Here is a 25,348-nt window from a genome sequence, read left to right as displayed (position 1 = left end):
TCATGACCGTCTCGCGTTACACCGACCGTCGCGTGCTGATCACCGGCGGCGGCTCGGGGATCGGGCAGGCGTGCGTGCTGCGCATCCTCGACGAGGGCGGCCACGTGGTCGCCACCGACATCAGCGAGGCCGGCCTGGCCGACACCGTGGACAAGGCGCGGTCCGACCGGTTGACCACGGTGGTCATGGATGTCGGGGGCGAGGACTCGGTGCGCGCCGGGGTGGCCGAGGCCGTCGGCACCCTCGGCGGGCTCGACACGCTGGTCAACGTGGCGGGGATCCTGCGGTCGGCACGCCTGGAACAGACCACGCTGGCTGATTTCGAGCGGGTGCTGCGGGTGAACCTCGTCGGCACATTCCTGGTCACCCGGGAGGCGATCCCCGCGCTGCGCGCAGGAAACGGCCCGGCGGTGGTCAACTTCAGCTCGACCTCGGCGCAGTTCGGCCATCCGTACATGTCGGCCTACGCCGCCTCCAAGGGCGGCATCCTCTCGATGACGCACACGCTGGCGCTGGAGTTCGCCAAGGACGGTATCCGCTTCAATTGCGTTCAGCCGGGCTCGATCTCGTCGGGGATGACCGACGGCACCGGTAAGGCCCGGCAGAGCGTGGGCCCCGGGCTGCCCGACGACGCCGACTACGCGCTGTTCGCCAGACTGCAGCCGATGCTGGCCATCGACGGCGGTGCGATGTTCGCCGACCCGTCCGCCGTCGCGTCGGTGGTGGCGATGCTCGGCTCCCCCGACGCGTTCTTCGTCACCGGCACCGAGGTGCGGGTCGACGGCGGCACCCACATGTGACTAGAGGGCATCGGCGACCGCGCGCAGCGCCTCGAGTTGGTCGCGATAGTGGGCGGCCGACGTCGCCGACAGCGTGACGGTCACGGCGGTCGCGCCGAGATCGCGCAGCGCCTCGAGCCGCCGCGCGGCCCGGTCCGGATGGTCCGACGGGTCGAGCGGTCCGGCCGGGAGGACGACGTCGAAGCCCGCGGACACCTCGACCGCGGCGAGCATGCCTACCAAGTCCTCGCCGCGCAGCCCGAACGGCATCCACCCGTCGCCCAGCTCCACGGCCCGGCGCAACGACCGCCGGGTGCGCCCACCCACCCAGATCGGCACCCGGGGCTGCACCGCGCACGGGTCGACGACCACGGAGTCGTAGCGGTGGAACTCGCCGTCGTAGGCGGGCCGCGGCGTCGACAGCGAGACCCGCAGGGCACGGAGCGCATCGTCCGCGCGGCGGCCGCGATCATCGAATTCCGCACCGAGAAGCTCGAATTCGGCGGCCAGCGAACCCACCCCGACACCGAGCGTCAGCCGGCCGCCGCTGACCCGGTCGAGGGTGCCGTACCGTTTGGCGATCTCCAGCGGGTGGTGGTAGCCGAGCACGAGCACCGATGTCGCCAACCGGATCCGCGAGGTGCAGGCCGCCAGGAACCCCAGCGTGGCGAGCGGATCCCAGTAGACGGCGCCTCGCTCCTCGGCGTCGGCCGCGGGCACCGCGACATGCTCCGAACAGGTCAGGAAGTCGAAACCGAGCGCGTCGGCGGTCTCGGCGATGGTCTGCAGTTCCTGGATCCCCGCGTCGCGTTCCCACTCCGACGCCACCCCGGGCACCTGCACGACCACCGGCGTCGACAATCCGATTCGCATGCAGAGCTTTCTACAGGCGAACCAGCCGGAACGGGTAGGTGAACGTGCCCCCGGGCGCGCCGTCGCATCCGGCGGCGAACGACGAGGCCACTGTTCCGGAGCGGGTCACCGCATCCCAGGTGTACACATCGCGGGTCGGGATGACGGGGCCGTAATAGACGTTGCCGCAGCGCAATCCCTCGGGGACGTCGACGGTCATGGTGTACTGGCCGTCGGCCAAGTGCGCGTCGGCGCGGAACGGGAATGCCCTGGCGACGGGTTGGGCGATGGCCTGGACGCGCAGGCACTCCCCCTCCGGCTGGCACCGGGACACCGCCCACAGCCAGGTGTGGAAGTCGTAGCGGCCCTGGATCTGCATCTCGAAGTTCCCGTAGGGCGTCTCGGCCTGCGCCGACGCCGGCCACAGCACCGCGGTCAGCGTGAGCGCCACGCCCAGCAGTGCGCGCCTCACGCGCGGCTCTCCGCGGGCCCGTACCGCTGGACCGGATCGAGGACGCAATGGGTCCTGCCGAACACCGTGACCATGCACTTGTTGTTGTGGTTGCAGAGGCTGCGTTTGGCCGGTTGTTCGCGAATCTGGTTGACCAGATCCGGTTCTCGCAGCAGGGCCCGGCCCATCGCGACGAAGCCGAAGCCCTCGTCCATCGCCTGCTGCATGTGCTCGCGCGTGGTGATGCCGCCGAGCAGGATCAGCGGGGTGTGCTGCACGACCGGCACGAACTGTCGCGCCGAGTCGAGCATGTAGAGGTCGTGGTAGGGGTAGGTGCCGAGCGCCAATTTTCCCACCATCCGCACCCCGAGGTTCATCGGCGGCGGCATCACGGCCGCGAACTCGTCGACGGGGGTGTCCCCACGGAACAGGTACATCGGTTTGAACACCGAAGAGCCCTGGGTGAGTTCGATCGCGTCGAGATTGCGGTCGGCGTCGAGCAGCTGGACCACGCGCAGCGATTCGGTCAGCGCGATCCCGCCCCGCTTTCCATCCTCCATGCTGAGTTTGGCGATGACGGCGATGCGGGTGCCGACGACCTCGCGGACCCGGCGGGCGATCTCACGGACGAAGCGCGCACGATTGTCGATGCTGCCGCCGTACTCGTCCTTGCGCCGGTTCATCAGCGGGCTGAGGAACGAGCTCGGCAGGTACAGGTGACCGAGGTGCAACTCCACCGCGTCGAACCCGGCGTCGACCGCGACCTGGGCCGCATCGCCGAATTGGTCGGTGACCGTGTGGATCTCGTCGCGGGTGATCGGGCGGCAGTAGTCGAAGGACTGGGGGTTGACGAATCGGCTCGGCGCCTTCGGGGTGACCTTGTTGACCTTGCGGGTGGCGACCACCCCGCCGTGGCCGAGTTGCGCGGAAACCGCCGCCCCCGCCTCGTGCACGGCGTCGGCGAGGGCGCGCAGACCCGGCACCGCCCGCCGGCTCATCAGGATCTGACCGGGTGCGCTCGCGGCATCGTCGGCCACCGTGCAGTACGCGACGGTGGTCATCCCGACGCCGCCGTCGGCGAAGCGCCGGTGGAAGTCGATCAGGTCGTCGGTGACCAGACCGTCGGGCGACCTGCCCTCCGAGGTGGCCGCCTTGATGATGCGGTTGCGTAGCCGCACGGGTCCGAGCATCGCCGGTTGCAGCGGGTCGACCCTGGTATCGGCCTGCGCCGCGTCACGCCCCATGCGTCGGTTCTAGCAGCGGCCGGGCGCCACGGCGGACCGCCCGTCCGCTCACCGGAACTACTCGCCCTCTTCGGCCTGCACCTTGCGCTCGATCTCGTACCAGTAGTCCCGGGACATCGGTGGGGTGCGCTGACTGGCCTCCGCGGACGCCTTGGCGAACGCCTCCTCGGCCTCGTCGATGTCCTTGATGACCTCGAGAGCCATCTCGCGTTCGGCGGCGTAGTAACGCTCCGCCCACTTCAGGGCCACGCGACCGTACGCCCATGCCGGCTCCACCTCGGCCCACCGCGCGTCGAGCGCCGCCTCCCGCTGCATCCGGTCGGCGTACGCGACGTGGTCCTGCATGATTTGCTTGAGCCGGCGCGGATTCGTCAGATGCCCGAACGTCACCCGCAGCAACGGATTGTGTTTGAGCTGCGGCGGATCGACCGCCCCCTCGTCGGCCCAGTCCCGCAGCGCGTCCAGACCGGCCGGGGTGATCTTGTAGAGCCGCTTACTGCGGGCACCGCCGTCGCTCTCGACGCGCGATGTCACCAGACCGATGTTCTCGAGCTTCTTGAGTTCGGTGTAGATCTGGCTGTAGGCGGGGCTGCCGTAGAAGAACCGCAGACTCCACTCGGTCCACTTCTTCATGTCGTAGCCGGTGAGTTCGTCCTGGTAGGACAGGACGCCGAGCAGTGCCCAACCGGTGGCGGTCACGTTGGGGCCGTCGGCGGATTTCACTTACCCAGCGTATCAACGCGCCGTGACCAGCGACTTCGTGTGATCCACTGATCGGGACCAGCACTTGCCGGGTGGTGCGGCGGAACGGGAGGCTCGACGCATGGCTGCATTCGACGTGCCTCAGTTCGATGAGGAGGTCGACGTCGTCGTCGTCGGCTCCGGCGGCGGGGTCGCGGGCGCCTACACGGCTGCGCGCGAAGGACTGACCGTCGCGTTGGTCGAAGCGACCGCGCAGTTCGGCGGGACCACCGCGTACTCCGGCGGCGGCGGGATGTGGTTCCCCTGCAACCCGGTGGTCCGCCGCCACGGTGTCGACGACACCCCCGAGGATGCGCTCGCCTACTTCCACGGGGTCGTCGGCGACCGCACGCCGTACGACCTGCAACGCACCTACGTGCTGGGCGGCGCCCGGCTCATCGAGTACCTCGAGGTCGACGACCACTTCCGGTTCACCGAACTGCCCTGGCCGGACTACTACGGCGCGGTCGAACACGCCCGCGCCGACGGCCGCAGGCACATCGTGCCGGTACCGCTGCCCGCCGCAGAGCTCGGACCGCTCGCGGCGCGGATCCGCGGACCGCTGGACACCGAGCGGCTCGGCCATCCCGCTCCCGATCTGCTGACCGGTGGACGGGCCCTGATCGGCCGATTCCTGGCCGGTATCGCCGAATTCCCGCACGCGCGAATGTATCTGGAGGCACCGCTGGTCGACCTCATCGAGGACGGCGGTGCAGTGGTCGGCGCCGTGGTCGACCGTGACGGTGTGCCGGTCAGGATCCGTGCGCGCCGCGGTGTGCTGCTGGCCGCGGGCGGATTCGAACAGAATCCCGAGATGCGCGAGAACTGGGGTGTTCCCGGGCGTTCCGAGGACACGATGGGGTGCCCGGGCAACACCGGCGCCTGCCACCGGGCCGCGCTGCGAGTCGGCGCGGTCACCGACCTCATGGACCAGGCATGGTGGTCGCCCGGGCTGACCCATCCCGACGGGCGGTCGGCGTTCGCGCTCTGGTTCACCGGCGGCATCTTCGTCAACCAGCGCGGCGAGCGGTTCGTCAACGAATCCGCGCCGTACGACCGGCTCGGCCGCGCTGTCCTCGACGAGATCGCCTGCGATACAGCGCGTCTGCCGTTCTGGATGGTGTACGACGACCGCGAGGGCACGGTGCCGCCGGTCAAGGCCACCAACGTCGCGATGGTCGACACCGAACGGTACGAGAGCGCGGGGCTCTGGCACACCGCCGACACCCTCGAGGGTCTGGCCGCGTTGATCGGGGTGCCCCCGGACGCGCTGATCGCGACCGTCGACCGGTTCAACGCCATGGTCGCCGCCGGCCGCGACACCGACTTCGGTCGCGGTGACGAACCGTACGACCGGGCGTTCTCCGGCGGGGAACTCCCGCTGGTGTCGATCGAGCGGCCGCCCTTCCACGCCGCGGCGTTCGGCGTCTCCGACCTCGGTACCAAGGGCGGGCTGCGCACCGACACCTGCGGCCGTGTCCTCGACACCTCCGACCGGCCGATCCCGGGCCTCTACGCGGCGGGTAACACCATGGCCGCCGTCAGCGGCACCACCTACCCCGGCGGCGGCAACCCGATCGGCGCCTCGCTGTTGTTCAGCCACCTCGCCGCGCTGGACATGGCCGCCGCGGAGCCGCGGTGACCGATCCGCACGAACCGTTGACCGCATCGGTCCGGTCGCTGATCGACGCGGTGATCCGCACCGAGGTGGACTCCGAGAGCCTCGCGGCCGCACACGCCCACGTCGCGGCGGCGCTCGACATCCTCGGCGAGCGAATGATGCCGGGCCCCTATGGAGTTCGCACCGGCCCCGACGGCAGCAGCGCACCCCGCGGCAACGTCCTCATCGGGCAGCGGAACGCGATCGCCCCGCCGCTGGTGGTCCATCGCGACGCCGACGGACTGGTCAGCAGCGAGGTCGACCTCGGTGCGGCGTACGAAGGGCCGGTCGGGCACGTGCACGGCGGGGTGTGCTCACTGATCCTCGACCACCTGCTCGGCGCGACCGCGCACCAGCCGGGCGCGCCTGCGTTCACCGGGACCCTGCAGTTGCGCTACGTCCGGCCGACCCCGCTGGGCCGGCTGCGGGCCGAAGCGTGGGTGGAACACGAAAGCGGCCGCAAGACCTACGCTCGCGGCCGCATCGTGTGCGCGGACCAGACCACCGTCGAGGCGCAGGGTGTGTTCATCCGGCCGCGAGTCGACTAGAGCGGGTCGAATGCCGAGATCAGCCAGCGCCCATCGACTTCAATCAGGCTGACCATGACGCTGCTCGCACTCGGTACGGCGTCGGGGCGGTCCCGGCTTGCCGTCGTCTGGTTCACGTAGACCAGCACCTTGGCGGTGCCGGGGTGGATCTCGACGGGCGCGGCCCGGACGACCGACGCCTCGGCGGTCACCGCACGGTCCTTGGCGGCAGGTTGGAGTATCTCGTCGCTGAATTTGCTGTAGTAGGTGAGGAATTCGCCGGTCAGATGCGCCTTGGCGGCCGTGAGGTCGGAGTCCAGAGTCTCGGGGCGGTAGGTCAGCAGCGCGGTGGTGCCCTCCGATGCGGCGTCCACCGCCGAAGACGCTGCGGCCGCGTCGGCCTGCACATCGGTGCGGTACCAGGTGATGTAGAGCGCGACGGCGGCGGCGACCGACGCCATCGCGACCAGCACCGCCGCCAGCAGTCGCCGGCTCACGGGACGAACTCCATCTTCGACATCTTGAGCCGGTCGCCGTCCCGGACGACGTCCACGCTGAGCCGCCATGTCCGCGGCTGTTTGTCGCCGCCCGCGGCGTTGCTCACCGTCGACGTGGCGGTGACGAGGACCGTTGCCGAGTCCGCCGTCCTGGATTCCACGGCCGCGCCGGTGACCTTGACGTCGGTGACGACCTTGCCGTCTTCGGCGAGCTTGACGAAATCGTCGGCGGCGGCTTCGAACTCCTCACGGAAGTCGCCCGTGGAGTTGTCCAGGATCTGCTGCACGCTGTCGTCGGCCTTGGCGGCGTCGATGGACATGAGTGTCAGCACGATCTGGCGGGCCGCCGCCACGAACTCGGCCGACTGCTGTTGGGCCCGAACCGCTTCCCGGTGGTGCCACGCCATGTACCCGCCCGCGGCCACCGCGGCCGCCGTGACGAACGCGGCCAGGACCGCGACGACGGTGTGCCACCGCCGGCGCGCGTGTTGCGGTGCCGCGGCCTCGACACGCAGGCGCTGCGCACGGGCGTGGGCGGCCTCGGCAAGGGCTTCGGCCGCGGCGACTTCGGCGTCCTCGGCCGCGATCCGGTCGTCGATGGTGTCGGTCACGGTCACCGGTTCCTCAGTGAGCACAGCGCACCCCTCGGCCCCTCGCCGGTCGCGACGACGACGCCGTCCACGGCGAGTTCGCACCGGAAGTTGGGGGTCACCGGCTCCGGCCCGCTGGTGGCCGTCACCATGGCCCAGCGGCCGGGGTCGACCAGCGTCGCCTCGAACACCCACGGCGCGTCCGGTTCGAGGACCACCTCGGCCTTGGGGCTGAATTGATAGGGGTTGTGGCTGTAGTCGGCCCAGTTGGGCGGATCGACTTCCCGGTAGTAGATGTCGGCCTGCGTGGGCTGGTCGGCGACGACGGTGTACCGCACCTGATGCGGCGCCTGTGCAAGTGCCGCAGGCACACACCCCCCAGGGACCAATGCCGCCGCGACCAGAGGGACTGCCAGGACGGTGCGCACGGCCCCACTGTGGCATCGACGGCGGTCGCCGCACCCCGATCGTCCCGCTCAGCGGCCGCTGCGGCGTCCGCGCCGGTGACGCCGCTGTTAGCGTCGCGCAACGCCGGGTGCGAAGGAGAGAGCGTTGCGGGTGTTGGGCACGGTCACCACGGTCGGCGCGCTCGTCGTCGGCCTCACGCAGGCGGCTCCGGCCGCGGCCTCCGCCGAATGGGGGCTCAACGGAACCTATTCCGCGACGTCGAACGGCGAGTGGGCCAAGAAGAACGAGGTCTTCTACGACCAGGCCACCGTCCGCGCCACCTGGACGATCGAGACCGTGTGCAGTTACCCCACCGAATGCACCGGCACCGTCCGCAGCGATCAGGGCTGGGAGGCGCCGATCTACAAGAAGGGCGGCATCTGGTACGTCAAGCACACCGTGCCGCGCTGGGAGCCGTGCCCGGACGGATCCGCCGCCGACGGTCTGCAGGTGTTCCGGTTCGTGCCGACGGTGCCCGACGGCAGCATGACCGATCCGGCGTCGACGACGCTGGTCGGCGAGGACCAGACCACCGGCCCCAGCGGGGCCTGCGGGGTCAGCAGGCCGCTGTTCATCACGATGCCGTTCAAACTCGTCAAGCTGAGCTGACTCACGTCCCCGTCGGCAGCAGGTCCTGCCACGTCTTGTCCTGCGCCGCCGTGCCGTTCGCACCGAGGTCGGCCTGCTGGTAGACCTTGCCGTCGGGGGTGGCGTACCGCCCGGTCTGCGGATCGTAGGTGGCGACCGCGACCGACGGCCCTTCCGCGCCGGCCGGGGTGAACGCGCTGGGTGCCGTACCGGGTGCGTTCGGCGGTGGCGGCGGGGTGCCCTCGATGGGCCCGAAGAGGTGCTCGTCGGCGGTGACGCGATCGTCCGGCGGGATGCCCTGGGCGATCAGCGACGGGTCGAACGGGTACGGCCCGAGCGGATGCTGGCGCATCGCGAGCGGTTCGAACGGTCTGTCGCTCGCACACTGTTCGACGGTGGCCGCCCGCTTACCCGGCTGCCCCATGCACGGGTAGTTGCGTGCGCCGCGGACCGCGATCGGGGAGTCCTGCGGCAGTTTGCAATACAGCCCGTCGGGGGTGTCGATGTCGCTCTCGTCGTCGGGTGAGCGCCACGACGACGGTGGCAGGAACCCGACGGTACACGCGGGCGGATCGTTGAGGTTGAGCGTGAAGTCGCCCAACGACATCCCCGTCGGGTTGTTACGGGACACGCCGACCGTCTGTGTGGCGGCCACGTACGGTGGCAGCAGCACCAGGAGTTGTTCGAGTGAGGCGTGGTAGGTGACCGCGACCTGGCCGACGGTGGTGAGGTTCGCCAGCAGCACGGGCAGGGTCGGCCGCACGGCGTCGAACAGCCGCGAGGCCTCGTCGGCGGCCGCGGGCCCGGTCTCGAGGATGGTCCGCACCGCCTGGTCGTCGGTGGCGACCTGGCCGGTGATGCCCGCCATGCTGCGGGCCCAGGTGCGGAGTTGATCGGCGGTCTGGGCCTGACCCTCGAGCAGCGGACGGCTGTCCTCGATCACCGAACGGAGTTGTGCGGTGGTCTCTTTCGCGTCGCCGACGATGGTGGCCGAGGAGTCCAGCATCGATCCGATCTCGTAGCCGGAGCCGTTGAGCGCCTTGGCCGATTCGTCGAGCAGCCCGCTGATCTTGTCCCGGGGCACGCTGTCGATGAGCGCGCTGACCTGGTCGAGCATCGGACCGACCGCCTGCGGGATCGACGTGTTCTGCACCGGGATCACCGAACCGTCCCGCAGGAACGGGCCGGATTCGTCGGTCGGTTGCAGGTCGACGTACTGCTCACCGACGGCGGACACGCTGCGCACGGCGGCGTGCGAATCGGCGGGGATGTCCTGATCGGCGGCGATCGACAGCGTGGCCACCGCGCCGTCGCGGGTGGCGTGCACCTCGGTGACCTTGCCGACCTCGACACCGCGGTAGGTGACGTTCGAGAACCGGTACAGCCCACCGGTTCCCGGGAGCTCCAGCGTGACCGTGATCCGGCCGATGCCGAGCAGTGTGGGGGTCTGCAGGTAGCCGAACACCATCACCCCCATCGCGACGACGGCGGTGACCGTGAAGATGACCAGCTGGGTGCGGACGAAGCGCGTCAGCATCAGTTACCCCCGGGGTCGACGGTGTCCACGCCGGCGGAGGTCTCGGCGAGCTCCGGGACGGGTGCCACCTCGGTCGGCGGCGTGACCGGGGCGCTCATCGGGTCGAGTGTGTAGTTGAGGTACCACGGATCGCCCGGGGCAGGCACCATCGGCGTACCCTCCTCACCCCACCGGGTGCCGAGGAACAGCCCCCGCTTGAGCCGCGGAATCGTCAGGTCGAAGATGATGAACTGGTTCATGTAGTCGCCCCGGATGGCCCGGTCGATGAACCCCTGGGTGTAGGGGAAGGTCGGCGCGTACGCCAACGCCGTACCGAGATTCGGCCCGACGTCGGCGAGCGCGGCGAGGGTCGGTTCGAGGTTGCGCAGGTTGCGCACGATGTCGTCTCGGGTCTCTTCGACCAGCCCAGTGGCGGTGTCGCTGAAGATCCGCAGCTTCTCCAACGCCGTCGTGATCCGGGGCCGTTCCCTGATCAGCACGTCGAGGGCGGGCGGAATGCGTTGCAGCGCGGAGGTGATGACCTCGCGCTGACCGGCGAGGGTGCCCGCGAGCCGCTGCAGCGCGGTGATCGTGGCGTTGATGTCGTCGCGCTGGTCATCGAGCATGCCCACGAAGTCGTTGAGCCGCACCAGCAGATCGCGCAGCCGGGGTTCGCGGCCGTTGAGCACCGCGTTGAATTCCCGGATGAGGTCGCCGGCCTGTCCGAGGCCCCCGCCGTTGACCACGACGGACAGCGACGACAGCGTCTGCTCGGTCGAGGGGTAGGTCGAGGTCCGGTCGAGTCCGATCGTGGTGCCCGGTCGCAGGCGGCCCTCCGGATTCTGGCCGACCGGCGGGTCGAGCGCCAGGTGCATCGACCCGAGCAGGCTGGTCTGACCGACCGTGGCCACGGCGTTGGCGGGGATCACGACATCGGGGCGCACGGAGACCTCGACGTCGGCGTGCCATCCGCGCAGCGTCATCTTGCCGACGGCCCCGACCACGACGTCGCTGACCATCACCGGCGAATTCGATTCCAGGGTGCCGACATTCGCCAGCTGGACGTGGTACACGCTCGACCCCGAGCCGGTGCCGACCGTGCCCGGCAGGGCCACCGAGTTCAGTCCCTGGAAGGTGCAGCCCGAGGCGACGAGCGCGACACCTGCCGCGAGCGCCGTCAACCGTGACGACTTCATGCGGGCGGTCCTTCCGCGGGGAGCAGCATCTGGGGCAGTGAGGTGGGCGCCGACGGGCCGGGCACCGGTGCGCCCGGGAACAGCGCCGGGCTCGGCGCCGCGGGGAGCCCGTTGGGCGCCAGGGCACCCCCTGGCGGGGCCGGCGGTGCGCCCCAGTCTGCGGGCGGCGGGACGTCGCCCGCGCCGGTGAAGGCGGACACCGCGGGCGGGGTCGGTGCAGGCGGCGCGCTGCCACCCGCGCCGCCGGGTGCCAGGGCGGGGTCGGAGTAGACGAGGTTCTCCGGGCTGGGCGACTTCTTGAGGTAGGCGTTGATCGGCATCGGCAGGTAGTTGAAGTTCATCAACCGCAGTGCGGGGCCGAGGTACTCCGTGCACATCCGCGACGACTCGGCGGCCGTGGCGTTGCGCACCGCCCCGATCGCCGAGCAGATGAGCTGGACCGGGTTGGCGAAGTTGCCCATCGCGAAACCGCCGAGCATGGTGCCGGTGTCGGGATGATAGATGTTGTACCCGTTGGCGATCGCGTTCGGCGCGACGTGCAGGACGTTCTCCAGTGCGGTGCGGTTGTCGGCGACGTTCTGGGTGATGTCGGCCAGGCGCTTGATCTGTTCGGCGGTCTGGTCCCTGCTGCCTGCGATGAACCGGCGTACCTCGCCGATGGCTTCGGACAGATCGGTCAGTGCGGCGGACATGTCGGCACGGCCGCCGTCGACCACGCTGCTGACCGTCGCGAGGCGGTCCTGGAACTGGATGATCTGGACGTTGCTGTCGCGCAGCGCGGTGACGAACACCTGCATGTTCTTGATGATCTCGACGATGTCGCCGCTGCCGTCGGCGAGGATCCGCCCCACCCCGGACAGCTGGGCGATGGTCTCCCGCAGCTTCTCGCCGTTGCCCTCCATCGCATTGGCCGCACTGTCGATGAACCGGCTCATCGAGGTGCCGGACACCCCACCGTTCGGGCCGAGTTCGGTGGCCAGGCGCGCCAACTGCTCCTTGACCTCGTCCCACTCGACCGGCACCGCGGTGCGTTCCACACCGATGACCGCGTCGTCGGGCAGCACCGGACCGCTCGTCTCGTAGGCCGGGGTCAGCTGGACGTAGCGGGCCGAGATCAGGTTGGGCGCCACGATGATCGCCCTGGCGTCGGCCGGGACGGGCACGCTGCGGTCGACCGCGAGCCGGAACCGGGCCGCAGCGCCCGCTGGTTCGATGGATTCGATGGTGCCCACCTTGACGCCGACCACGCGGACCTCGTCACCCGGGTAGATCGAGGTGGCCGAGGTGAAGTAGGCGGTGATGATCCGCGGTGCGAAGAACGCGTGCCGCACGACGACGGCGACGCCGGCCACCAGCAGCGCCACCAGCGCGACCGTGAGGAGTTTGGTGATCCTGGTGCGGCCGATCATCGTGAACCACCCGGGATGCCGTTGTAGGGGAAGGGGAATTCAGCGCGCGGGCCCGCGTTGTCCGGCGGCTGGCCGGCGTTGACGCCGCGGCGGTAGCCGAGCGCGTAGTCGAGGAACGGTTGCAGCGCCCCGCCCGGCAGCAGGTTGCCGATGAACGCGTTGTAGTAGAACCCGTTGTTGACCGCTTCGCCCTGAGTCACTTGATATTTCGCGAGCCCGTTGAGCGCCTTGGCGATGTTGTCGCGGTTGCGCTCGAGCATCTCCGACACCGTGTTGAGCTTCTCCAGTGTGGGCGCCAGTTCCTGTTCGTTGTCCCGCACCAGGCCGGTCAGCTGCTGCGACATCGCCGAGGTATGGGCCAGCAGGTTGACGATCGCGTAGCGGCGCTGCTCGAGGACCGCGAGCAGATCGTTGGCGGACAGCAGCAGCGAGTTCACCTGCTGGCTGCGCTCGGACAGGATGCCGGTGACGTCGGCGGCGGTGGCGAACAGGTCGCCGAGGGTCTCGTCGCGGTCGTTCAGCGACCGGGACAGCTGGGTCAGCCCGTCGAAGGTGGGGCCCAGCTGGGGTGCGATCCGGTCGATGGTCTCCGACAGCGTGTCCAGCGACTGGTTCAGCGACGCGGTGTCGGTTTCGGCGGTGTTGGAGGCGAATTCGCTCACGGCGTCGGTCAGCGAGTACGGCGAGGAGGTGCGTGTCACCGGGATCGTGTCGAGCGATCGCATCGCCCGGGATCCCTTGGGCTCCAGCGCCAGCATCCGTTCGCCCAGCAGGGTGCCGGTGCGGATGTGTGCGGTGGAATCGTCGCCGAGCCGCACCGTCCCGTTGAGGGAGAACGTGACCAGCGCCTTGCCACCGTCGAGCACCACGTCGGAGACCGTGCCGACGGTGACCCCCGAGACCTTGACCTCATTGCCTGCGGTCAGCCCGCCCGCCTCGGCGAACACCGCGCGGTACTGCACCGACGTCGCCATCGACCACAGCTGCTGCGGTTGCAGGCCGACGGCGATGATGAGCACGATGAGTACCAGGCCGATGAAACCGGTACGGACGAGCGCTCTTCCACGGTATTTCAGCATCAGGGCTCCGCACACCTTCCGGTGTCTTGCTTGATCCACGGGAAGTAGGCGGTGCGGCCCTGCAGATCGGTGACCCGCACCGACAGCCCGCAGAGGTACTGGTTGAGCCAGCTGCCGTAGGCGCCGAGGCGCACCAGCTTGCGGTAGTTGCCCGGCGCCTTCTGCAGCGAGATGTCGAGCAGTTCCTTGTCCTTCTCGAGCAGCGGCGCGACGCGGTTGAGTTGATCGACCGAACCGGCCAGCGGCGGCCGGGCCTCGGTCATCAGGTCGGCCAAGGTCGCGGTGCCGTTGTCGAGGGATTCGATGGCCGCACCGATCGGATCGCGTTCCTGCGCCAGCCCGGTCACCAGTTCCTCGAGCCGCGCGACGGCGCCGGAGAACTTCTCCCCGTCGCGCGCCATGGTCCCCACGACGGTGTTGAGGTCGTCGATCATCTGGCGCACCGAATCACCGTTCGCGGCAATCGCGTTGGTGAACGAGGAGGTCTTGGCGAACAGCGACTCGACGTCGTTGCTCTGTCCCTGCAGGATCTGGATCAGCGACTGGGTCAACGCGTTGACGTCGTCGGGGTTCAGCCCACGGATCACGGGTTTGAGGCCGCCGAGCAGCAGGTCGAGGTCGAGCGCGGGTTCGGTGCGGTCCTTGGGGATCCGGGAGCCCACCGGCTGGATCTGGGTGGATCCGGGTCCGTCGACCAGTTCGAGGTAGCGGTCGCCGACGAGGTTGAGGTAGCGCACGGCCACCTTCGTCCCGGTCGTCAGCACGACGTCGCTGTCGGCGTCGAAGTCGACCACCACGGTGTTGTCCGGCTGCAGTGATACGCCCGTCACGGTGCCCACCCGGATGCCGGCGATCCGCACGGAGTCACCGGATTTCACGCTGGAGGCGTCGTTGAACACCGCGGAGTAGCCGTGCGCCGACCCGGCACGGTACTCACCGAAGATCGCGAACAGGCCCGCGGTGAGCACCGCCATCACTACCACGAAGACCCCGAACTTGACCACAGTCGGTCCCAGTCGCGTCATCCCGGCTGACCGATCTGCGCGGTGTTGCGTGGCGGTCCGTCCAGCGGCCCGAACAGCATCTGCTTGAGGCCTTCTGAGTTGAGCAGGATGCCCTGGTTGCCGTACTGCGCGGGGTTGGCGTCGACGTCGGACACGACGTAGGGGGCGCGGGTCTCGTAACCCACGTCGGGCAGCCCCACACACTGCGGTCCGCCGCGCGCGGCGACCTTCGGCAGGTTTCCGGGGTAGCGGTAGCGCTCGGTGCCGAGCACGAAGGAATCGAGCAGCAGCACCCCGGGCACCGGGGGCGGCGGCGCCATCGCGAGCGGGAGCATCCCCGCCAGGCCGCAGTTGAGCGCCTGGTGGTACTGATTGGTCAGATCCGTTGTGGGCGCGAGCAGGTGGATCAGCTCGGCGAACGCCGTGGAGTTGGTCGCCACCACGTCCTGGCCGATGTCGGCCAGGCCGATCGCGCTGACCAGCAGCGAGTCTAGGTCGGCCTGCTTCTCCACGAGCGTGTCACTGATCCGCGAGGCGTTGTCGGCGGTGGCGAGCAGATCGGGTGCGGCGTCGGCGTAGGCGTTGAGAACCTCTGGGGCCAGCGCGATGTCGCGGCTCAGGGTGTCCATCGCCGGGTCGAGGTCGGCCAGCAGCGTGTCGAGGTCGTCCAGGGTGGCGCCGAACTGTGCACCGCGGCCGTCGAGCCCCTGGGACAGCGCGGAAAGCGTCTCGTTGAGCTTGGTGGGTTCCACCTTGGCCAGCACGGCCACCAACTGTTCGAAGACGGTGTTGATCTCGACGGTGACGTGGCCGGCGTCGAGCACCTGCCCGGCGCGCAGCGGTTCCGGCGAGGGGTCCGGGGGTGGCACCAATTCGATTGCCTTGGAACCGAACACCGTCGTCGACCCCACGTTCACCAGCACGTTGGATGGGATGATCGACAGCTGCGACGGATCCATGGCCAGCCGGATCTCCGCCCGGCCGTCCGGCAGCGCCTCGATCGCGGCGACCGTGCCGACCTGGGCGCCGTGCAGTTTCACCTTGGCGTCGGGGTTCATCACCAGCCCGACGCGGTCGGAGACCACCGTGACCGTCGCGCTCCGGGTGAACGATCCGTTGAACAGCCCCACCGCCAACGCGACGACCGCGGCGATCGCCACCACGGTCAGTGTGCCCGCGACGTCGCGCGCGGCTATTGCTCTCATCGCCACGCCCCTATCCCGACAGGTTGAAGTTGCCGTTGGAGCCGTACACGGACAGTGAGACCAGCAGGGTGACCGCGATGACCACGACCAGCGAGGTGCGCACCGCGTTGCCGACGGCGACCCCGACGCCGGCGGGGCCGCCAGTGGCGAAATAGCCGAAGTAGGTGTGGATGAACAGCACCGTGAGCGCCATCAGGATGGCCTGCACGAACGACCACAGCAGGTCGATCGGGTTGAGGAAGGTGTCGAAGTAGTGGTCGTACAGACCGCCGGACTGGCCGAACAGCACGACGGTGGTGAACTGGCTGGCGACGAACGACAGGATCACCGCGACCGAGTACAGCGGGGTGATCGCAATCATGCCGGCGATGATGCGGGTGCTCACCAGGTATTCGATGGGCCGGATGCCCATCGTCTCCAGCGCGTCGATCTCCTCATTGATGCGCATCGCGCCGAGTTGGGCGGTCACGCCCGCGCCGAAGGTGGCGGCCAATCCGATGCCGGCCACGACGGGGGCGGAGATGCGCACGTTGATGAACGCGGCGAGGAAGCCGGTGAGCGCCTCGATGCCGATGTTGCCCAGCGAGCTGTACCCCTGCACCGCCAGCGTGCCGCCTGCGGCGAGGGTGAGGAATCCGACGATCACGACGGTGCCGCCGATCATGGCGAGTGTGCCTGCACCCATGGAGATCTCGGCGATCAGCCGGATGATCTCCTTGCGGTAGTGCACTGCGGCGTGCGGGGTGCCTGCCAGCGCACGGCCGTAGAACAGGATGTGGTCCCCGAGGCGGCCCAGCAGCGAGACCGGTTTCCGGAACTGGCTGACGACGCGGGGATACGCCGCGCCGAGAGTGGCGAGTGTGCCCATCGGCTAACCCGTCGTCATCCGGATGCCGATGGCGGTGACCAGCACGTTGATCACGAACAACGCCATGAACGCATAGACCACTGTCTCGTTGACCGCGTTGCCCACGGCCTTGGCGCCGCCGCCGGAAATCGTCAGCCCCCGGTAGCAGGCCACCAGGCCGGCGATCAACCCGAACAACGCGGCCTTCACGCACGAGATGACCACCTCCGGCACCCCGGTCAGCAGCGTGATGCCCGCCGCGAAGGCACCCGGATTGACGTCCTGGACGAACACCGAGAACACGTAGCCGCCGAGAATCCCGATGATCACCACCAGGCTGTTGAGCAGCAGCGCCACCAGGCCCGAGGCCAGCATGCGCGGAGTCACAAGGCGCGCAACGGGATTGATGCCCAGCACCTCCATCGCGTCGATCTCCTCGCGGATGGTGCGCGAGCCGAGGTCGGCGCACATCGCCGTGGCGCCCGCCCCGGCGACGATCAGCACCGTCACCATCGGACCGACCTGGGTCACCGCGCCGAACGCCGCACCCGCACCGGACAGGTCGGCGGCGCCGAGTTCACGCAGCAGGATGTTGAGGATGAAGCTCACCAGGACGGTGAACGGAATCGCCACCAGCAGCGTCGGCGCCAGTGACACCCGCGCGACGAACCAACACTGCTCGATGAACTCCCGCCACTGGAACGGTCGCCGGAACGCGAACCGCACCGCGTCGAGGGCCATCCCGAACAGACCGCCGACCGCCTCGAGCGGGCGATCCAGATCTGCCCGGTTCACCAACGTGTCCTCCTGCACTACCGCCGTGGTTCGAGGGGAAACAGTGACATCGCGGTGAGCGGGGGCACATCTGTCGTCCCGCCCATCGGGATGACGCGTCCGCGCCTGAGTTCAGTAGGCAATGCCCAGCTAGGGCTTCGGCAGGCCGGAGCTCGTCACGCTGCTCGGCGGGACGGTGTCGCAGTAGGCATCACCGCCAGCGGGCGGCACATGCGAACAGGTCGGCTTCCACCTGCTCCGGGGATCGATGGAAGTCACCCGCTGCGGCGGGTGGCTCGGTGTGCGCGACGAAGCCCTCGACATCCATCGCCATGAACTCACCGAGGATGGTGAAGAACGGGCCGAGGACGAAGTCCGCACGTGGATCGACTCCTGTCGGGGTCGCGCGCGTCGAGACGACGACGACCGGCTTTCCCCGCAGTGGACACACCCCTTCCGCCGCCGGGGATGTCACGCCGATGACATGCACGTAGTCGAGCCATGCCTTCAGCGTCGAGGGCATGCAGAAGTTGTACATCGGCGCACCGATGACGACGCCTTCTGCTTCCGACAGTTCGGCGAGCAGCTCATCTTGAAGTGCCACCGCCGACGGCGAGGGCGCCGCGGCATCCTGCGGTCGCTGTCCCGCGGCGAAGTGAAGCGCATTCGTCGGCAGATGGGGGATCTGCTCGGTGTGTAGATCGCGCCTGCGGATCGTGCGTCCGGGTGCGGCATTCACCCACCGCTGCGCGAACTCTCCAGTCAACCGGCGGGACACAGAGGAAGCGAGGTTGGCGGAGGAATCGAGCTGCAAGAGGTAGGGCACGGGATCATTGTCCATGGCCGTATCGGCCCGCGTGGTTTCGGTGGTCACCCCAGCACCGCGGGATCGGTAACGTCGCGCTGGTGCCGTTCTCCCATGCCACCGTGGTCGAGACCGCCGTCCTGAGCCCACGCCTGCGGCGGATCGTGCTGCGCGTCCACGATCCCGACGCCCTCGCCGTCCGACCCGGCGCCGACAGCGCCGTCGGCGTGTACTTCTCCGATGACGAGGGCCGCAACTACTCGGTGCGCCACCAGGACGGTGCGCTGATCACCCTCGACGTCGTCGTCCACACCCACGGCCCCGGTTCGGCCTGGGCGGTGTCCACCGTCGCGGGCGACCGTGTCGGCCTCGACCACGCGCGCGACTGGTACCGCCCCGACTCGGCGACCGACTGGCAGCTGCTGGTCTGCGACCTGTCCGGGTTACCCGCCGCCTCCCGCATCATCGAGGAACTGCCCGACGGCACCCCAGCCACGCTGATCGTCGAGGTCGCCGACGCATGCGACCTCGACCACCTGCCACACCGCGACGAGGTGACGGTGCTGCACCGCGTCGGCACCGGGAACGGCTACGGGCCGAGCGCACTGGCGCGCAGCGTGCGCGAGTTCGCCATGCCCGCGGGCCGGGGCTACTGCTGGTTCGCCGGGGAGGCCGCCGAATCCCGGGCGGTGCGCAAACACCTGCGCGCGCTCGGGTGGGCGATCGACCAATACGACGTGGCCGGCTACTGGCGGTTCGACTCCGAGGCCTGGGATCGGCGGTTCGCGGAGGTGGTCGACGACGTGCTGGCCGTCTACGAGCGCGCGTTGAGCGAGGGCAAGGGCGACAAGGTCGCGTTCGAGGAGTTCGACGACGCCTGCGAGAGGATCGGGCTGTGAGCCCGACGACCGAACCGCTGGTTTTTCAAGCGGTCTCGGGCAAGGTCCCGAAAGTCTCGCCGAACAGGTCGAGCACCGCACGCCACGCGCGCGGAGTGTGCGTCGGGTGGTAGCCGACGCCGGGAACGGTGGGCTCGGTGTGAGTGGTGCCCCCGTCGGGGTTCGTCGGGCGGGCCCAGAAAGCGTGCTCGGCGCCCCCTTAGACAGTGACGCGCCAGTCGACGCCGGCGGACTGCAGCGCGCGGCTGAACGTCATGAGCTGGTCGGGGCTGCACAGTGGGTCTTCGGAGCCGGTTCCCAGCAGGTACGCGCCGGTCAGGTTGGTCCAATCCTCGACGGTGATGTCCGGCAGCGCGGGATGGACGAGAGCGACGGCCTGGAACGGCACCCCCGCACGGGCGAGCTCGAGCACGATACGGCCGCCGGCGCCGTAACCGAGTGCGGCGAGCCGGTCAGGGTCGACGCCCGGCACCGCGAGAAGCGCATTGAGCGCGGCACGGCCGATCGCATGCATCCGCTCGGCGTCGGCCAACAGGGGCATCACCCGGGCCAACATCGCTTCCGGCCTACCGAAGAACACCTCGCCGCCGTGGTAATCCATCGCCAGGGCCACATAACCCTGCGTGGCCAGGTCGTCGGCGCGGCTCCGCTGGTAGTCCTCGAGGCCTACCCCGTCGTGTCCGATGAGCACCGCCGGCCACGGCCCTTCGCCGGCAGGCAACGCGAGGTGAGCGACCATGGTCAGACCGTCCACGTCGTAGGTGACTTCACGCGTCAGACTCACGGCACACACGCTAGCGAGCGTCGGACCGTGCATTCGGTTCTGAAGCGTTGCTAATGCTGATACAAAATCTTTAGCTGTACTGATCCAATGCGAATTCGTACCGTCGAGACGTGACCTCCCCCGTCGTCTTCGGATTCCTGTCCTCGCTCGCCCTGATCGTCGCCATCGGTGCGCAGAACGCGTTCGTCCTGCGCCAGGGCATCCGGGGCGAGCACGTGGGGGCGGTCGTCGCGCTGTGCGCGACCTCCGACCTGCTGCTGATCACCGCGGGCATCGCGGGCTTCGGCGCACTCGTCACCGCGCTTCCCGCCGCGATGACCGTGGCGCGCTTCGGCGGCGCGGCGTTCTTGCTCGGCTACGGCCTGCTGGCCGCCCGGCGCGCCATCCGGCCGTCCGCACTCATCCCGTCCGAGGCTGGGCCCGCGCGGTTGCTCGGCGTGCTGGTCACCTGTGCGGCGCTGACCTTTCTCAACCCCCACGTGTACCTCGACACCGTGGTGCTGCTCGGCGCACTCGCCAACGAGCACCGCGACGACCGCTGGCTGTTCGGTGTCGGCGCCGTCACCGCCAGCGTCGTGTGGTTCGTCGGCCTCGGATTCGGCGCGCGGCGCCTGGCCGGACTTTTCTCCACCCCTTCGACCTGGCGGATACTCGACGGCCTGATCGCCGCGACGATGATCGCGCTCGGGGTCATATTCGCCATCGGCTGACCGATTTCGTCACATTCGAGTACCGCGAAAAGCTGTGCTTCAGCGAATTCGGAGCGTAACCTAGCTGCAGGCCTGGGACTTTCCTGAGCGGTTGTTCTCCCTAGCGCCGCGAGGGGGGGTTCCAGGCCATTTCGCGCACTTTCGCGCCCGCTCAGGCGTCTCCTCCGTCACATCAGTCACTCCTGGCGCGTGCGCCGCGGCAGTTACCCGCAAATACTGACGCCATTGGCTATTCCCGCCAGATTTTCGTCATATTCGGCGTCGGGACGAAGACGTTTGATGAATCGTTTCAATGGGCGACTATGACGTATGCGCACCTCCAAATCCGTGTTCATCACCGGCGCCGCAGCCGGTATCGGCCGTAAAACCGCCATCGCCTTCGCCCGGAAGGGCTACACCGTCGGTGCCTTCGACATCGACGACGTCGGACTGAAGTCCCTCGCCGAGGAACTGCAACGGGTTCAGACCACGCTCGTGACCGGACACCTCGACGTCACCGACGGTGATGAGGTGGCACAACGCCTGAAGGAGTTCGCCGAGGCCACCGGCGGACGCCTCGACGTCCTGATCAACAACGCCGGCATCCTGCGCGCGGGCCGCTTCGAGGAACTCGACCTCGCCGGCCACGTCAAGGAGATCGACATCAACGCCAAAGGCGTGGTCAACGGGCTGTACGCGGCGTTCCCCTACCTGCGGAACACCCCCGGCTCGGTTGTGGTGAACCTGGCCTCGGCCAGCGCCATCTACGGTCAGGCCGAACTCGCCAACTACAGCGCCACGAAATTCTTCGTGCGCGGGATCACCGAGGCCCTCGACCTCGAGTGGAGCCGGTACGGCATCCGGGTCATCGCGATGTGGCCGCTGTACGTGCAGACCGCGATGACCGACAACATCAAGACCGGCACCACCGACTCGCTCGGCATCCGGCTGACCGCACAGGACATCGCCGACGCCATCGTCGCCGCGGTCGAACCGTCGGCGCTGCGCCGCGCGCTGCACCAGGTGCACTTCCCCGTCGGTGCGCAGTCCAAGGTCCTCGCCACCGGCGCCCGGTTCTCCCCCGCGTGGCTCACCCGCCTGGTCAACAAGAAGCTCGCCCACTCCTGAGGTTCGCCTCACGGTGAGCACAACCGGTGCCCGCACCCACGGGCGCCGGTAGCTTGCCCACGCATGAACGAGGATTGGCTCGCCGTCATCGTCGGCCTCGCCCTGCTCGCGCTCGTACTCGTCGGCGCCATCCCTGGCAGCGTGATCCCGTGAGCGAGCAGATCACCCGGACCGAACCCGACGACCGCACGTCGGGGATCGGCTACGCCGTCGCCGGAGTGCTCGTGGTCCTCGCACTCGGCGGGGCCACCCGCTTCCTCGAGGCCCAGGTGCCCCGCTGGGCGGACGGCACCGCCTTCGAGGGCGTCGCCAAGTCCATCGAGTTCCCGGTCTACGCAATCGCTTTGGGCCTCCTCGGCAACGCGGCGCTGAGCCGGCTGGCACTGCGGGACGCGCTCTCTCGAGGTTTCCGCACCGAGTTCTTCATCAAGACCGGGCTGGTGCTGCTCGGGGCGTCGATCAACCTCAAGGTCCTCGTCACCGCGGCGGGCCCGGCCATCGTCCAGGCGTTGCTGCTGATCTCGATCGTGTTCGGCTTCACCTGGTGGCTCGGCGGCCGCCTGGGACTGGAGGACAAACTGCGCGCGCTACTCGCGTCGGCGGTGTCGATCTGCGGGGTCAGCGCGGCGATCGCCGCCGCAGGTGCGGTGCAGGCCAAACGCGAACAACTCGCCTACGCCGCCTCGCTGGTCATCGCGTTCGCGCTCCCGTCGATCTTCCTGCTGCCCTGGCTGGCGCGGGTGTTCGGCCTGCCCGACGCGGTCGCGGGCGCGTGGATCGGCGGCAACATCGACACCACCGCCGCCGTCGCGGCCTCCGGCGCGCTCGCCGGCGAGGACGCCCTCCAGATCGCCACCATCGTCAAGACCACCCAGAACGCGCTCATCGGGATCGTCGCGATCGCGCTGACCGCCTACTTCGCGCTGAAGGTCGAACGGAACACCGCGGCCAAGCCCACCATCGGCCAGTTCTGGGAGCGCTTCCCGAAGTTCGTGCTCGGGTTCATCGCGGCGTCGGTCATCGGCACCCTGTACCTGCAGTGGGGCGGCGACAAGGCCACCATCTCCACGGTCAACGACCTGCGCACCTGGTTCCTGATCTTCGCGTTCGTCGCGATCGGGTTGGAGTTCTCGCTCAAGGGCCTGCGCGAGGCGGGGTGGCGTCCGGTCGCGGTGTTCGCCTCGGCCACCGTGGTCAACATCGTCGTCGCACTCGGGCTCGCGCTCGTGTTGTTCAGCGGCTTCGAGGTGGGTTAGCGGTTACGCTCGCCGCGTGTCATCTGCCTGGTCGCGGCGCACCTTCCTGACGGCGGCCGCCGCACTGGCCGGTTCGACCGCGCTCGCCGGGTGCGGGGACGCCAAACCGGGCGCCGTCGCCAAGGACGGGTCGGTCACCGTCACCCACGCCTTCGGCGAGACCCGTATCCCCCAGCCGCCCACCCGGGTGGTGAGCGCCGGGCTCACCGAACAGGACGACCTGCTCGCCGTCGGCGTCGTGCCGATCGCGGTCACCGACTGGTTCGGCGGCGAACCGTTCGGCGTATGGCCATGGGCGCGAACCCAACTCGGCCCCGCCCAGCCGACCGTGCTCACCCTCGCCGACGGCATCCAGATCGAGGCCATCCGCGGCCTCAACCCCGACCTCATCGTCGCCGTCAACGCCGGCCTCGACGCCGACACCTACGCCACGCTGTCGCAGATCGCCCCGACAATCGCCCAGAGCGGCACCGACGCCTTCTTCGAACCGTGGAAGGAACAGGCCACGATCGTCGGGCAGGCGGTGTTCAAGGCCGACGAGATGGCTTCCATCATCGCCCGCGTCGACGAGAAGTTCACCACCGCGGCGTCGTCGAACCCGCAGTTCAACGGGAAGAAGGCCCTGCTCCTGCGCGGCCCGCTCTACCGCGACAGCGTGCAGGCCGTGCCGCCCGGTTGGCGCACCGACTTCCTCACCCAGATGGGCTTCACCGTCGCCGACCCGGGCGATCCGCTGATCCCCCGCGACCGGATGGCCGCGGTGCTCGACGCCGCCGACGTGCTCATCTGGACCACCGAGAGCGAACAGGAACAGGCCGCACTGCTGGCCGATCCCGCGATCTCGGGACTCAAGGCCGTCGCGGGCGGACGCACCATCTTCACCGACAAGGAACTCGCCGGAGCGATCGCGTTCGCCTCGCCGCTGTCCTACCCGCTGGTGGCCGACCGACTGCCGCCGCTGCTGGCGCAGATCCTGGCCTGAGAGAATGTGCCGATGACCGGCACGGCGACAGATCACCGCGGTTCGGCGACCATCGGTTCGGCGTACTACCCCACACTCGTCGCGGTGTTCACCGGGCTGGTGCTGATCTCCAACGTCGCCGCCACCAAGGGGGTGGCGTTCGGACCGCTGCTCACCGACGGCGGCTTCCTCGTCTTCCCCCTCACCTACGTCATCGGGGACGTGCTCAGCGAGGTCTACGGCTTCCGCGCCGCGCGCCGGGCGGTGTTCATCGGCTTCGCGATGCAGGCCCTCGCGGTGGTGGTGCTGTGGACGACGGTGCGACTGCCCGGCGCGCCCGACTACACCAACCAGGAGGCGCTGGCCAGTACGGTCGCCGCGATCACCGGGCTGGCGGTCGCGGGACTGTCCGGCTTCCTGGTCGGCCAACTCGTCAACGCCTGGGTGGTGGTGCGGATCAAACAGCGCACCAAGGAACGGCACCTGTGGGCACGGCTGCTGGGGTCGACCGTGGTCGGGCAGTTCGCCGACTCGCTGGTCTTCTGCGCGATCGCCGCGCCCATCATCGGATTCGGCAACATCGGATCCTTCGCCGTCTACGCTGCGATCGGCTGGATCTACAAGACGGTGATCGAGGCGCTGCTGCTGCCGGTCACCTACCGGGTGATCGCGGCGATCAAACGCCGGGAACCCACCTACGAGCCCGCGGTCTGAGCCTCAGATCGAACCCGCGGCGACGTTACCCGGCGGTAGATTTGGGTATGACCGCAGCACCGATGAACGCGAAGGTCTCACTGCTCGACTACGGCGACCATGCGCTGCTGCTCGAGTTCGACAGCAGCGCTGAGGTATTGGCCTGGACCGACGCCATTCGCGGGGCCGATCTGCCCGGCGTCGTCGACATCGTCCCCGGCGCGCGAACCGTCCTGGTCAAACTCGACGAACCGCGCCACCTGGGCCACACCCGACAGCGACTGACCGCCCTGCACGTCGACCCCGCCGAGGTCACCGAAGCGGCCTCCCAGGGCAAGCGCGAGGCCGATGTCGTGCTCGACGTCGTCTACGACGGGCCCGACCTCGACGAGGTGTCCCGGCTGACCGGACTCACCGCCGACGAGGTGGTCGCCGCTCACACCGGCTCGCTGTGGAGGGTCGGATTCGACGGATTCGCACCGGGTTTCGCCTACCTGGTCGGCGGTGACGAACGACTGCGCGTGCCACGCCGCGCCGAACCCCGCACCAAGGTGCCCGCAGGCGCCGTCGGCCTGGCCGGCGAATTCAGCGGCGTCTACCCGCGCGAATCCCCCGGCGGCTGGCAGTTGATCGGGCGCACCGATGCGGTGCTGTGGGATGTCGACCGTGACCGACCCGCGCTGCTCACCCCGGGTATGTGGGTGCAGTTCCGGACGAGGAGGTGACG

28 protein-coding genes are annotated in these 25,348 nt (G+C 69.1%); 11 read left to right on the top strand and 17 right to left on the bottom strand.

The genetic code is table 11. From position 1 onward, the window contains the following. Nucleotides 1-2: 2 nt before the first annotated feature. A complete protein-coding gene (locus AU194_RS06485) occupies nt 3-800 on the top strand; it encodes an SDR family NAD(P)-dependent oxidoreductase (RefSeq protein ID WP_082698505.1) in 798 nt (265 codons plus the stop codon). Here AU194_RS06485 and AU194_RS06480 read toward each other — a convergent pair whose 3' ends face one another. Genes AU194_RS06480 through AU194_RS06465 form a run of 4 tightly spaced genes read right to left on the bottom strand, consistent with a single transcriptional unit; the run spans nt 801 to nt 4,049 of the window. Next, nucleotides 801-1,652, bottom strand: coding sequence for an LLM class F420-dependent oxidoreductase (locus AU194_RS06480; RefSeq protein ID WP_059088412.1), 852 nt, complete (start codon nt 1,650-1,652; stop codon nt 801-803). Nucleotides 1,653-1,662: 10 nt separating this feature from the next. Further along, complete coding sequence (locus AU194_RS06475) at nt 1,663-2,091, bottom strand: hypothetical protein (RefSeq protein ID WP_059088462.1); 429 nt, start codon at nt 2,089-2,091, stop codon at nt 1,663-1,665. An 8-nt stretch (nt 2,092-2,099) separates the two neighbouring features. After that, nucleotides 2,100-3,326, bottom strand: a complete 1,227-nt coding sequence (locus tag AU194_RS06470; RefSeq protein WP_059088411.1) for an NADH:flavin oxidoreductase — start codon at nt 3,324-3,326, stop codon at nt 2,100-2,102. Nucleotides 3,327-3,383: 57 nt separating this feature from the next. Further along, nucleotides 3,384-4,049, bottom strand: a complete 666-nt coding sequence (locus tag AU194_RS06465; RefSeq protein WP_059088410.1) for a PadR family transcriptional regulator — start codon at nt 4,047-4,049, stop codon at nt 3,384-3,386. A 100-nt stretch (nt 4,050-4,149) separates the two neighbouring features. Here AU194_RS06465 and AU194_RS06460 point away from each other — a divergent pair, with 100 nt between their 5' ends. Together AU194_RS06460 and AU194_RS06455 are read left to right on the top strand one after the other, a co-directional pair. Next, nucleotides 4,150-5,709: an FAD-binding protein gene (locus AU194_RS06460; RefSeq protein ID WP_059088409.1), complete on the top strand. Its 1,560-nt coding sequence runs from the start codon at nt 4,150-4,152 to the stop codon at nt 5,707-5,709. Then, entirely contained in the window at nt 5,706-6,275 is a 570-nt protein-coding gene (locus AU194_RS06455; protein WP_059088408.1) for a PaaI family thioesterase, read from the top strand. The genes AU194_RS06460 and AU194_RS06455 overlap by 4 nt, the downstream gene beginning before the upstream one ends. Here AU194_RS06455 and AU194_RS06450 read toward each other — a convergent pair. From AU194_RS06450 to AU194_RS06440, 3 genes are read right to left on the bottom strand one after another with little or no spacing between them, the layout of a single operon-like run. After that, nucleotides 6,272-6,751, bottom strand: a complete 480-nt coding sequence (locus AU194_RS06450; protein WP_231743192.1) for a twin-arginine translocation pathway signal — start codon at nt 6,749-6,751, stop codon at nt 6,272-6,274. The genes AU194_RS06455 and AU194_RS06450 overlap by 4 nt on opposite strands. After that, nucleotides 6,748-7,368, bottom strand: coding sequence for a hypothetical protein (locus AU194_RS06445; RefSeq protein WP_231743191.1), 621 nt, complete (start codon nt 7,366-7,368; stop codon nt 6,748-6,750). The genes AU194_RS06450 and AU194_RS06445 overlap by 4 nt, the downstream gene beginning before the upstream one ends. Next, nucleotides 7,365-7,745 carry a hypothetical protein gene (locus AU194_RS06440; RefSeq protein ID WP_369804038.1) on the bottom strand — a complete coding sequence of 127 codons (381 nt, stop codon included), beginning with the start codon at nt 7,743-7,745 and terminating at the stop codon, nt 7,365-7,367. Before AU194_RS06440 ends, AU194_RS06445 begins: the two co-directional genes overlap by 4 nt. Nucleotides 7,746-7,893: 148 nt before the next feature. Between AU194_RS06440 and AU194_RS06435 the strand changes: the two genes are divergently transcribed. Further along, a complete protein-coding gene (locus AU194_RS06435) occupies nt 7,894-8,397 on the top strand; it encodes a hypothetical protein (RefSeq protein WP_059088406.1) in 504 nt (167 codons plus the stop codon). A 1-nt stretch (nt 8,398) separates the two neighbouring features. On the opposite strand, the gene AU194_RS06430 is transcribed toward AU194_RS06435, so the two are convergent. The 9 genes from AU194_RS06430 to AU194_RS06390 all read right to left on the bottom strand — a co-directional run bounded on the left by AU194_RS06430 (nt 8,399) and on the right by AU194_RS06390 (nt 18,280). Next, complete coding sequence (locus tag AU194_RS06430; protein WP_059088405.1) at nt 8,399-9,913, bottom strand: MCE family protein; 1,515 nt, start codon at nt 9,911-9,913, stop codon at nt 8,399-8,401. Beyond that, nucleotides 9,913-11,088, bottom strand: a complete 1,176-nt coding sequence (locus AU194_RS06425) for an MCE family protein (protein ID WP_059088404.1) — start codon at nt 11,086-11,088, stop codon at nt 9,913-9,915. The genes AU194_RS06430 and AU194_RS06425 overlap by 1 nt, the downstream gene beginning before the upstream one ends. After that, a complete protein-coding gene (locus AU194_RS06420; protein ID WP_059088403.1) occupies nt 11,085-12,497 on the bottom strand; it encodes an MCE family protein in 1,413 nt (470 codons plus the stop codon). The genes AU194_RS06425 and AU194_RS06420 overlap by 4 nt, the downstream gene beginning before the upstream one ends. Then, entirely contained in the window at nt 12,494-13,576 is a 1,083-nt protein-coding gene (locus AU194_RS06415; protein ID WP_059088402.1) for an MCE family protein, read from the bottom strand. The genes AU194_RS06420 and AU194_RS06415 overlap by 4 nt, the downstream gene beginning before the upstream one ends. Next, nucleotides 13,576-14,601: an MCE family protein gene (locus AU194_RS06410; RefSeq protein ID WP_059088401.1), complete on the bottom strand. Its 1,026-nt coding sequence runs from the start codon at nt 14,599-14,601 to the stop codon at nt 13,576-13,578. The genes AU194_RS06415 and AU194_RS06410 overlap by 1 nt, the downstream gene beginning before the upstream one ends. Then, entirely contained in the window at nt 14,598-15,785 is a 1,188-nt protein-coding gene (locus AU194_RS06405; protein WP_059088400.1) for an MCE family protein, read from the bottom strand. The genes AU194_RS06410 and AU194_RS06405 overlap by 4 nt, the downstream gene beginning before the upstream one ends. Nucleotides 15,786-15,795: 10 nt before the next feature. Continuing rightward, a complete protein-coding gene (locus tag AU194_RS06400) occupies nt 15,796-16,653 on the bottom strand; it encodes an ABC transporter permease (RefSeq protein ID WP_059088399.1) in 858 nt (285 codons plus the stop codon). A gap of 3 nt (nt 16,654-16,656) precedes the next feature. Further along, on the bottom strand, nt 16,657-17,373 hold the full coding sequence (locus AU194_RS06395) for an ABC transporter permease (RefSeq protein ID WP_157575927.1): 717 nt from the start codon (nt 17,371-17,373) through the stop codon (nt 16,657-16,659). 244 nt (nt 17,374-17,617) lie between these two features. Continuing rightward, nucleotides 17,618-18,280: an FMN-dependent NADH-azoreductase gene (locus tag AU194_RS06390; protein WP_231743190.1), complete on the bottom strand. Its 663-nt coding sequence runs from the start codon at nt 18,278-18,280 to the stop codon at nt 17,618-17,620. A gap of 32 nt (nt 18,281-18,312) precedes the next feature. On the opposite strand from AU194_RS06390, the gene AU194_RS06385 reads away from it, so the two are divergent. Then, nucleotides 18,313-19,110 (top strand): siderophore-interacting protein, encoded by a 798-nt coding sequence (locus tag AU194_RS06385; RefSeq protein ID WP_059088398.1) that lies wholly within the window; start codon nt 18,313-18,315, stop codon nt 19,108-19,110. A gap of 199 nt (nt 19,111-19,309) precedes the next feature. Here AU194_RS06385 and AU194_RS06380 read toward each other — a convergent pair whose 3' ends face one another. Continuing rightward, on the bottom strand, nt 19,310-19,894 hold the full coding sequence (locus AU194_RS06380) for a dienelactone hydrolase family protein (RefSeq protein ID WP_231743189.1): 585 nt from the start codon (nt 19,892-19,894) through the stop codon (nt 19,310-19,312). Nucleotides 19,895-20,004: 110 nt separating this feature from the next. Here AU194_RS06380 and AU194_RS06375 point away from each other — a divergent pair, with 110 nt between their 5' ends. The 6 genes from AU194_RS06375 to AU194_RS06350 all read left to right on the top strand — a co-directional run bounded on the left by AU194_RS06375 (nt 20,005) and on the right by AU194_RS06350 (nt 25,346). Then, nucleotides 20,005-20,604, top strand: coding sequence for a LysE/ArgO family amino acid transporter (locus AU194_RS06375; protein ID WP_059088397.1), 600 nt, complete (start codon nt 20,005-20,007; stop codon nt 20,602-20,604). Nucleotides 20,605-20,913: 309 nt separating this feature from the next. After that, nucleotides 20,914-21,711 (top strand): SDR family oxidoreductase, encoded by a 798-nt coding sequence (locus AU194_RS06370; RefSeq protein WP_059088396.1) that lies wholly within the window; start codon nt 20,914-20,916, stop codon nt 21,709-21,711. Between the two features lie 149 nt (nt 21,712-21,860). Next, a complete protein-coding gene (locus AU194_RS06365; protein ID WP_059088395.1) occupies nt 21,861-22,967 on the top strand; it encodes a YeiH family protein in 1,107 nt (368 codons plus the stop codon). Between the two features lie 16 nt (nt 22,968-22,983). After that, nucleotides 22,984-23,949 (top strand): ABC transporter substrate-binding protein, encoded by a 966-nt coding sequence (locus AU194_RS06360; protein ID WP_059088394.1) that lies wholly within the window; start codon nt 22,984-22,986, stop codon nt 23,947-23,949. Between the two features lie 12 nt (nt 23,950-23,961). After that, complete coding sequence (locus tag AU194_RS06355) at nt 23,962-24,642, top strand: queuosine precursor transporter (protein ID WP_059088393.1); 681 nt, start codon at nt 23,962-23,964, stop codon at nt 24,640-24,642. Nucleotides 24,643-24,689: 47 nt separating this feature from the next. Next, a complete protein-coding gene (locus AU194_RS06350) occupies nt 24,690-25,346 on the top strand; it encodes an allophanate hydrolase subunit 1 (protein WP_059088392.1) in 657 nt (218 codons plus the stop codon). Nucleotides 25,347-25,348: the final 2 nt, after the last annotated feature.

The organism is Mycobacterium sp. GA-2829 (assembly GCF_001499965.1).
In the GTDB taxonomy this organism is placed as follows: domain Bacteria; phylum Actinomycetota; class Actinomycetes; order Mycobacteriales; family Mycobacteriaceae; genus Mycobacterium.
This window is presented reverse-complemented; position numbering and strand designations above follow the sequence as displayed.

Bases quoted from the DNA above. Each gene is read 5' to 3' on its own strand.
- AU194_RS06395 (WP_157575927.1), bottom strand. From the start codon at position 17,373: ATGGCCCTCGACGCGGTGCGGTTCGCGTTCCGGCGACCGTTCCAGTGG.
- AU194_RS06420 (WP_059088403.1), bottom strand. From the start codon at position 12,497: ATGATCGGCCGCACCAGGATCACCAAACTCCTCACGGTCGCGCTGGTG.
- AU194_RS06410 (WP_059088401.1), bottom strand. From the start codon at position 14,601: ATGACGCGACTGGGACCGACTGTGGTCAAGTTCGGGGTCTTCGTGGTA.
- AU194_RS06425 (WP_059088404.1), bottom strand. From the start codon at position 11,088: ATGAAGTCGTCACGGTTGACGGCGCTCGCGGCAGGTGTCGCGCTCGTC.
- AU194_RS06405 (WP_059088400.1), bottom strand. From the start codon at position 15,785: ATGAGAGCAATAGCCGCGCGCGACGTCGCGGGCACACTGACCGTGGTG.
- AU194_RS06485 (WP_082698505.1), top strand. From the start codon at position 3: ATGACCGTCTCGCGTTACACCGACCGTCGCGTGCTGATCACCGGCGGC.
- AU194_RS06470 (WP_059088411.1), bottom strand. From the start codon at position 3,326: ATGGGGCGTGACGCGGCGCAGGCCGATACCAGGGTCGACCCGCTGCAA.
- AU194_RS06460 (WP_059088409.1), top strand. From the start codon at position 4,150: ATGGCTGCATTCGACGTGCCTCAGTTCGATGAGGAGGTCGACGTCGTC.
- AU194_RS06350 (WP_059088392.1), top strand. From the start codon at position 24,690: ATGACCGCAGCACCGATGAACGCGAAGGTCTCACTGCTCGACTACGGC.
- AU194_RS06430 (WP_059088405.1), bottom strand. From the start codon at position 9,913: ATGCTGACGCGCTTCGTCCGCACCCAGCTGGTCATCTTCACGGTCACC.
- AU194_RS06480 (WP_059088412.1), bottom strand. From the start codon at position 1,652: ATGCGAATCGGATTGTCGACGCCGGTGGTCGTGCAGGTGCCCGGGGTG.
- AU194_RS06400 (WP_059088399.1), bottom strand. From the start codon at position 16,653: ATGGGCACACTCGCCACTCTCGGCGCGGCGTATCCCCGCGTCGTCAGC.
- AU194_RS06370 (WP_059088396.1), top strand. From the start codon at position 20,914: ATGCGCACCTCCAAATCCGTGTTCATCACCGGCGCCGCAGCCGGTATC.
- AU194_RS06355 (WP_059088393.1), top strand. From the start codon at position 23,962: ATGACCGGCACGGCGACAGATCACCGCGGTTCGGCGACCATCGGTTCG.
- AU194_RS06415 (WP_059088402.1), bottom strand. From the start codon at position 13,576: ATGCTGAAATACCGTGGAAGAGCGCTCGTCCGTACCGGTTTCATCGGC.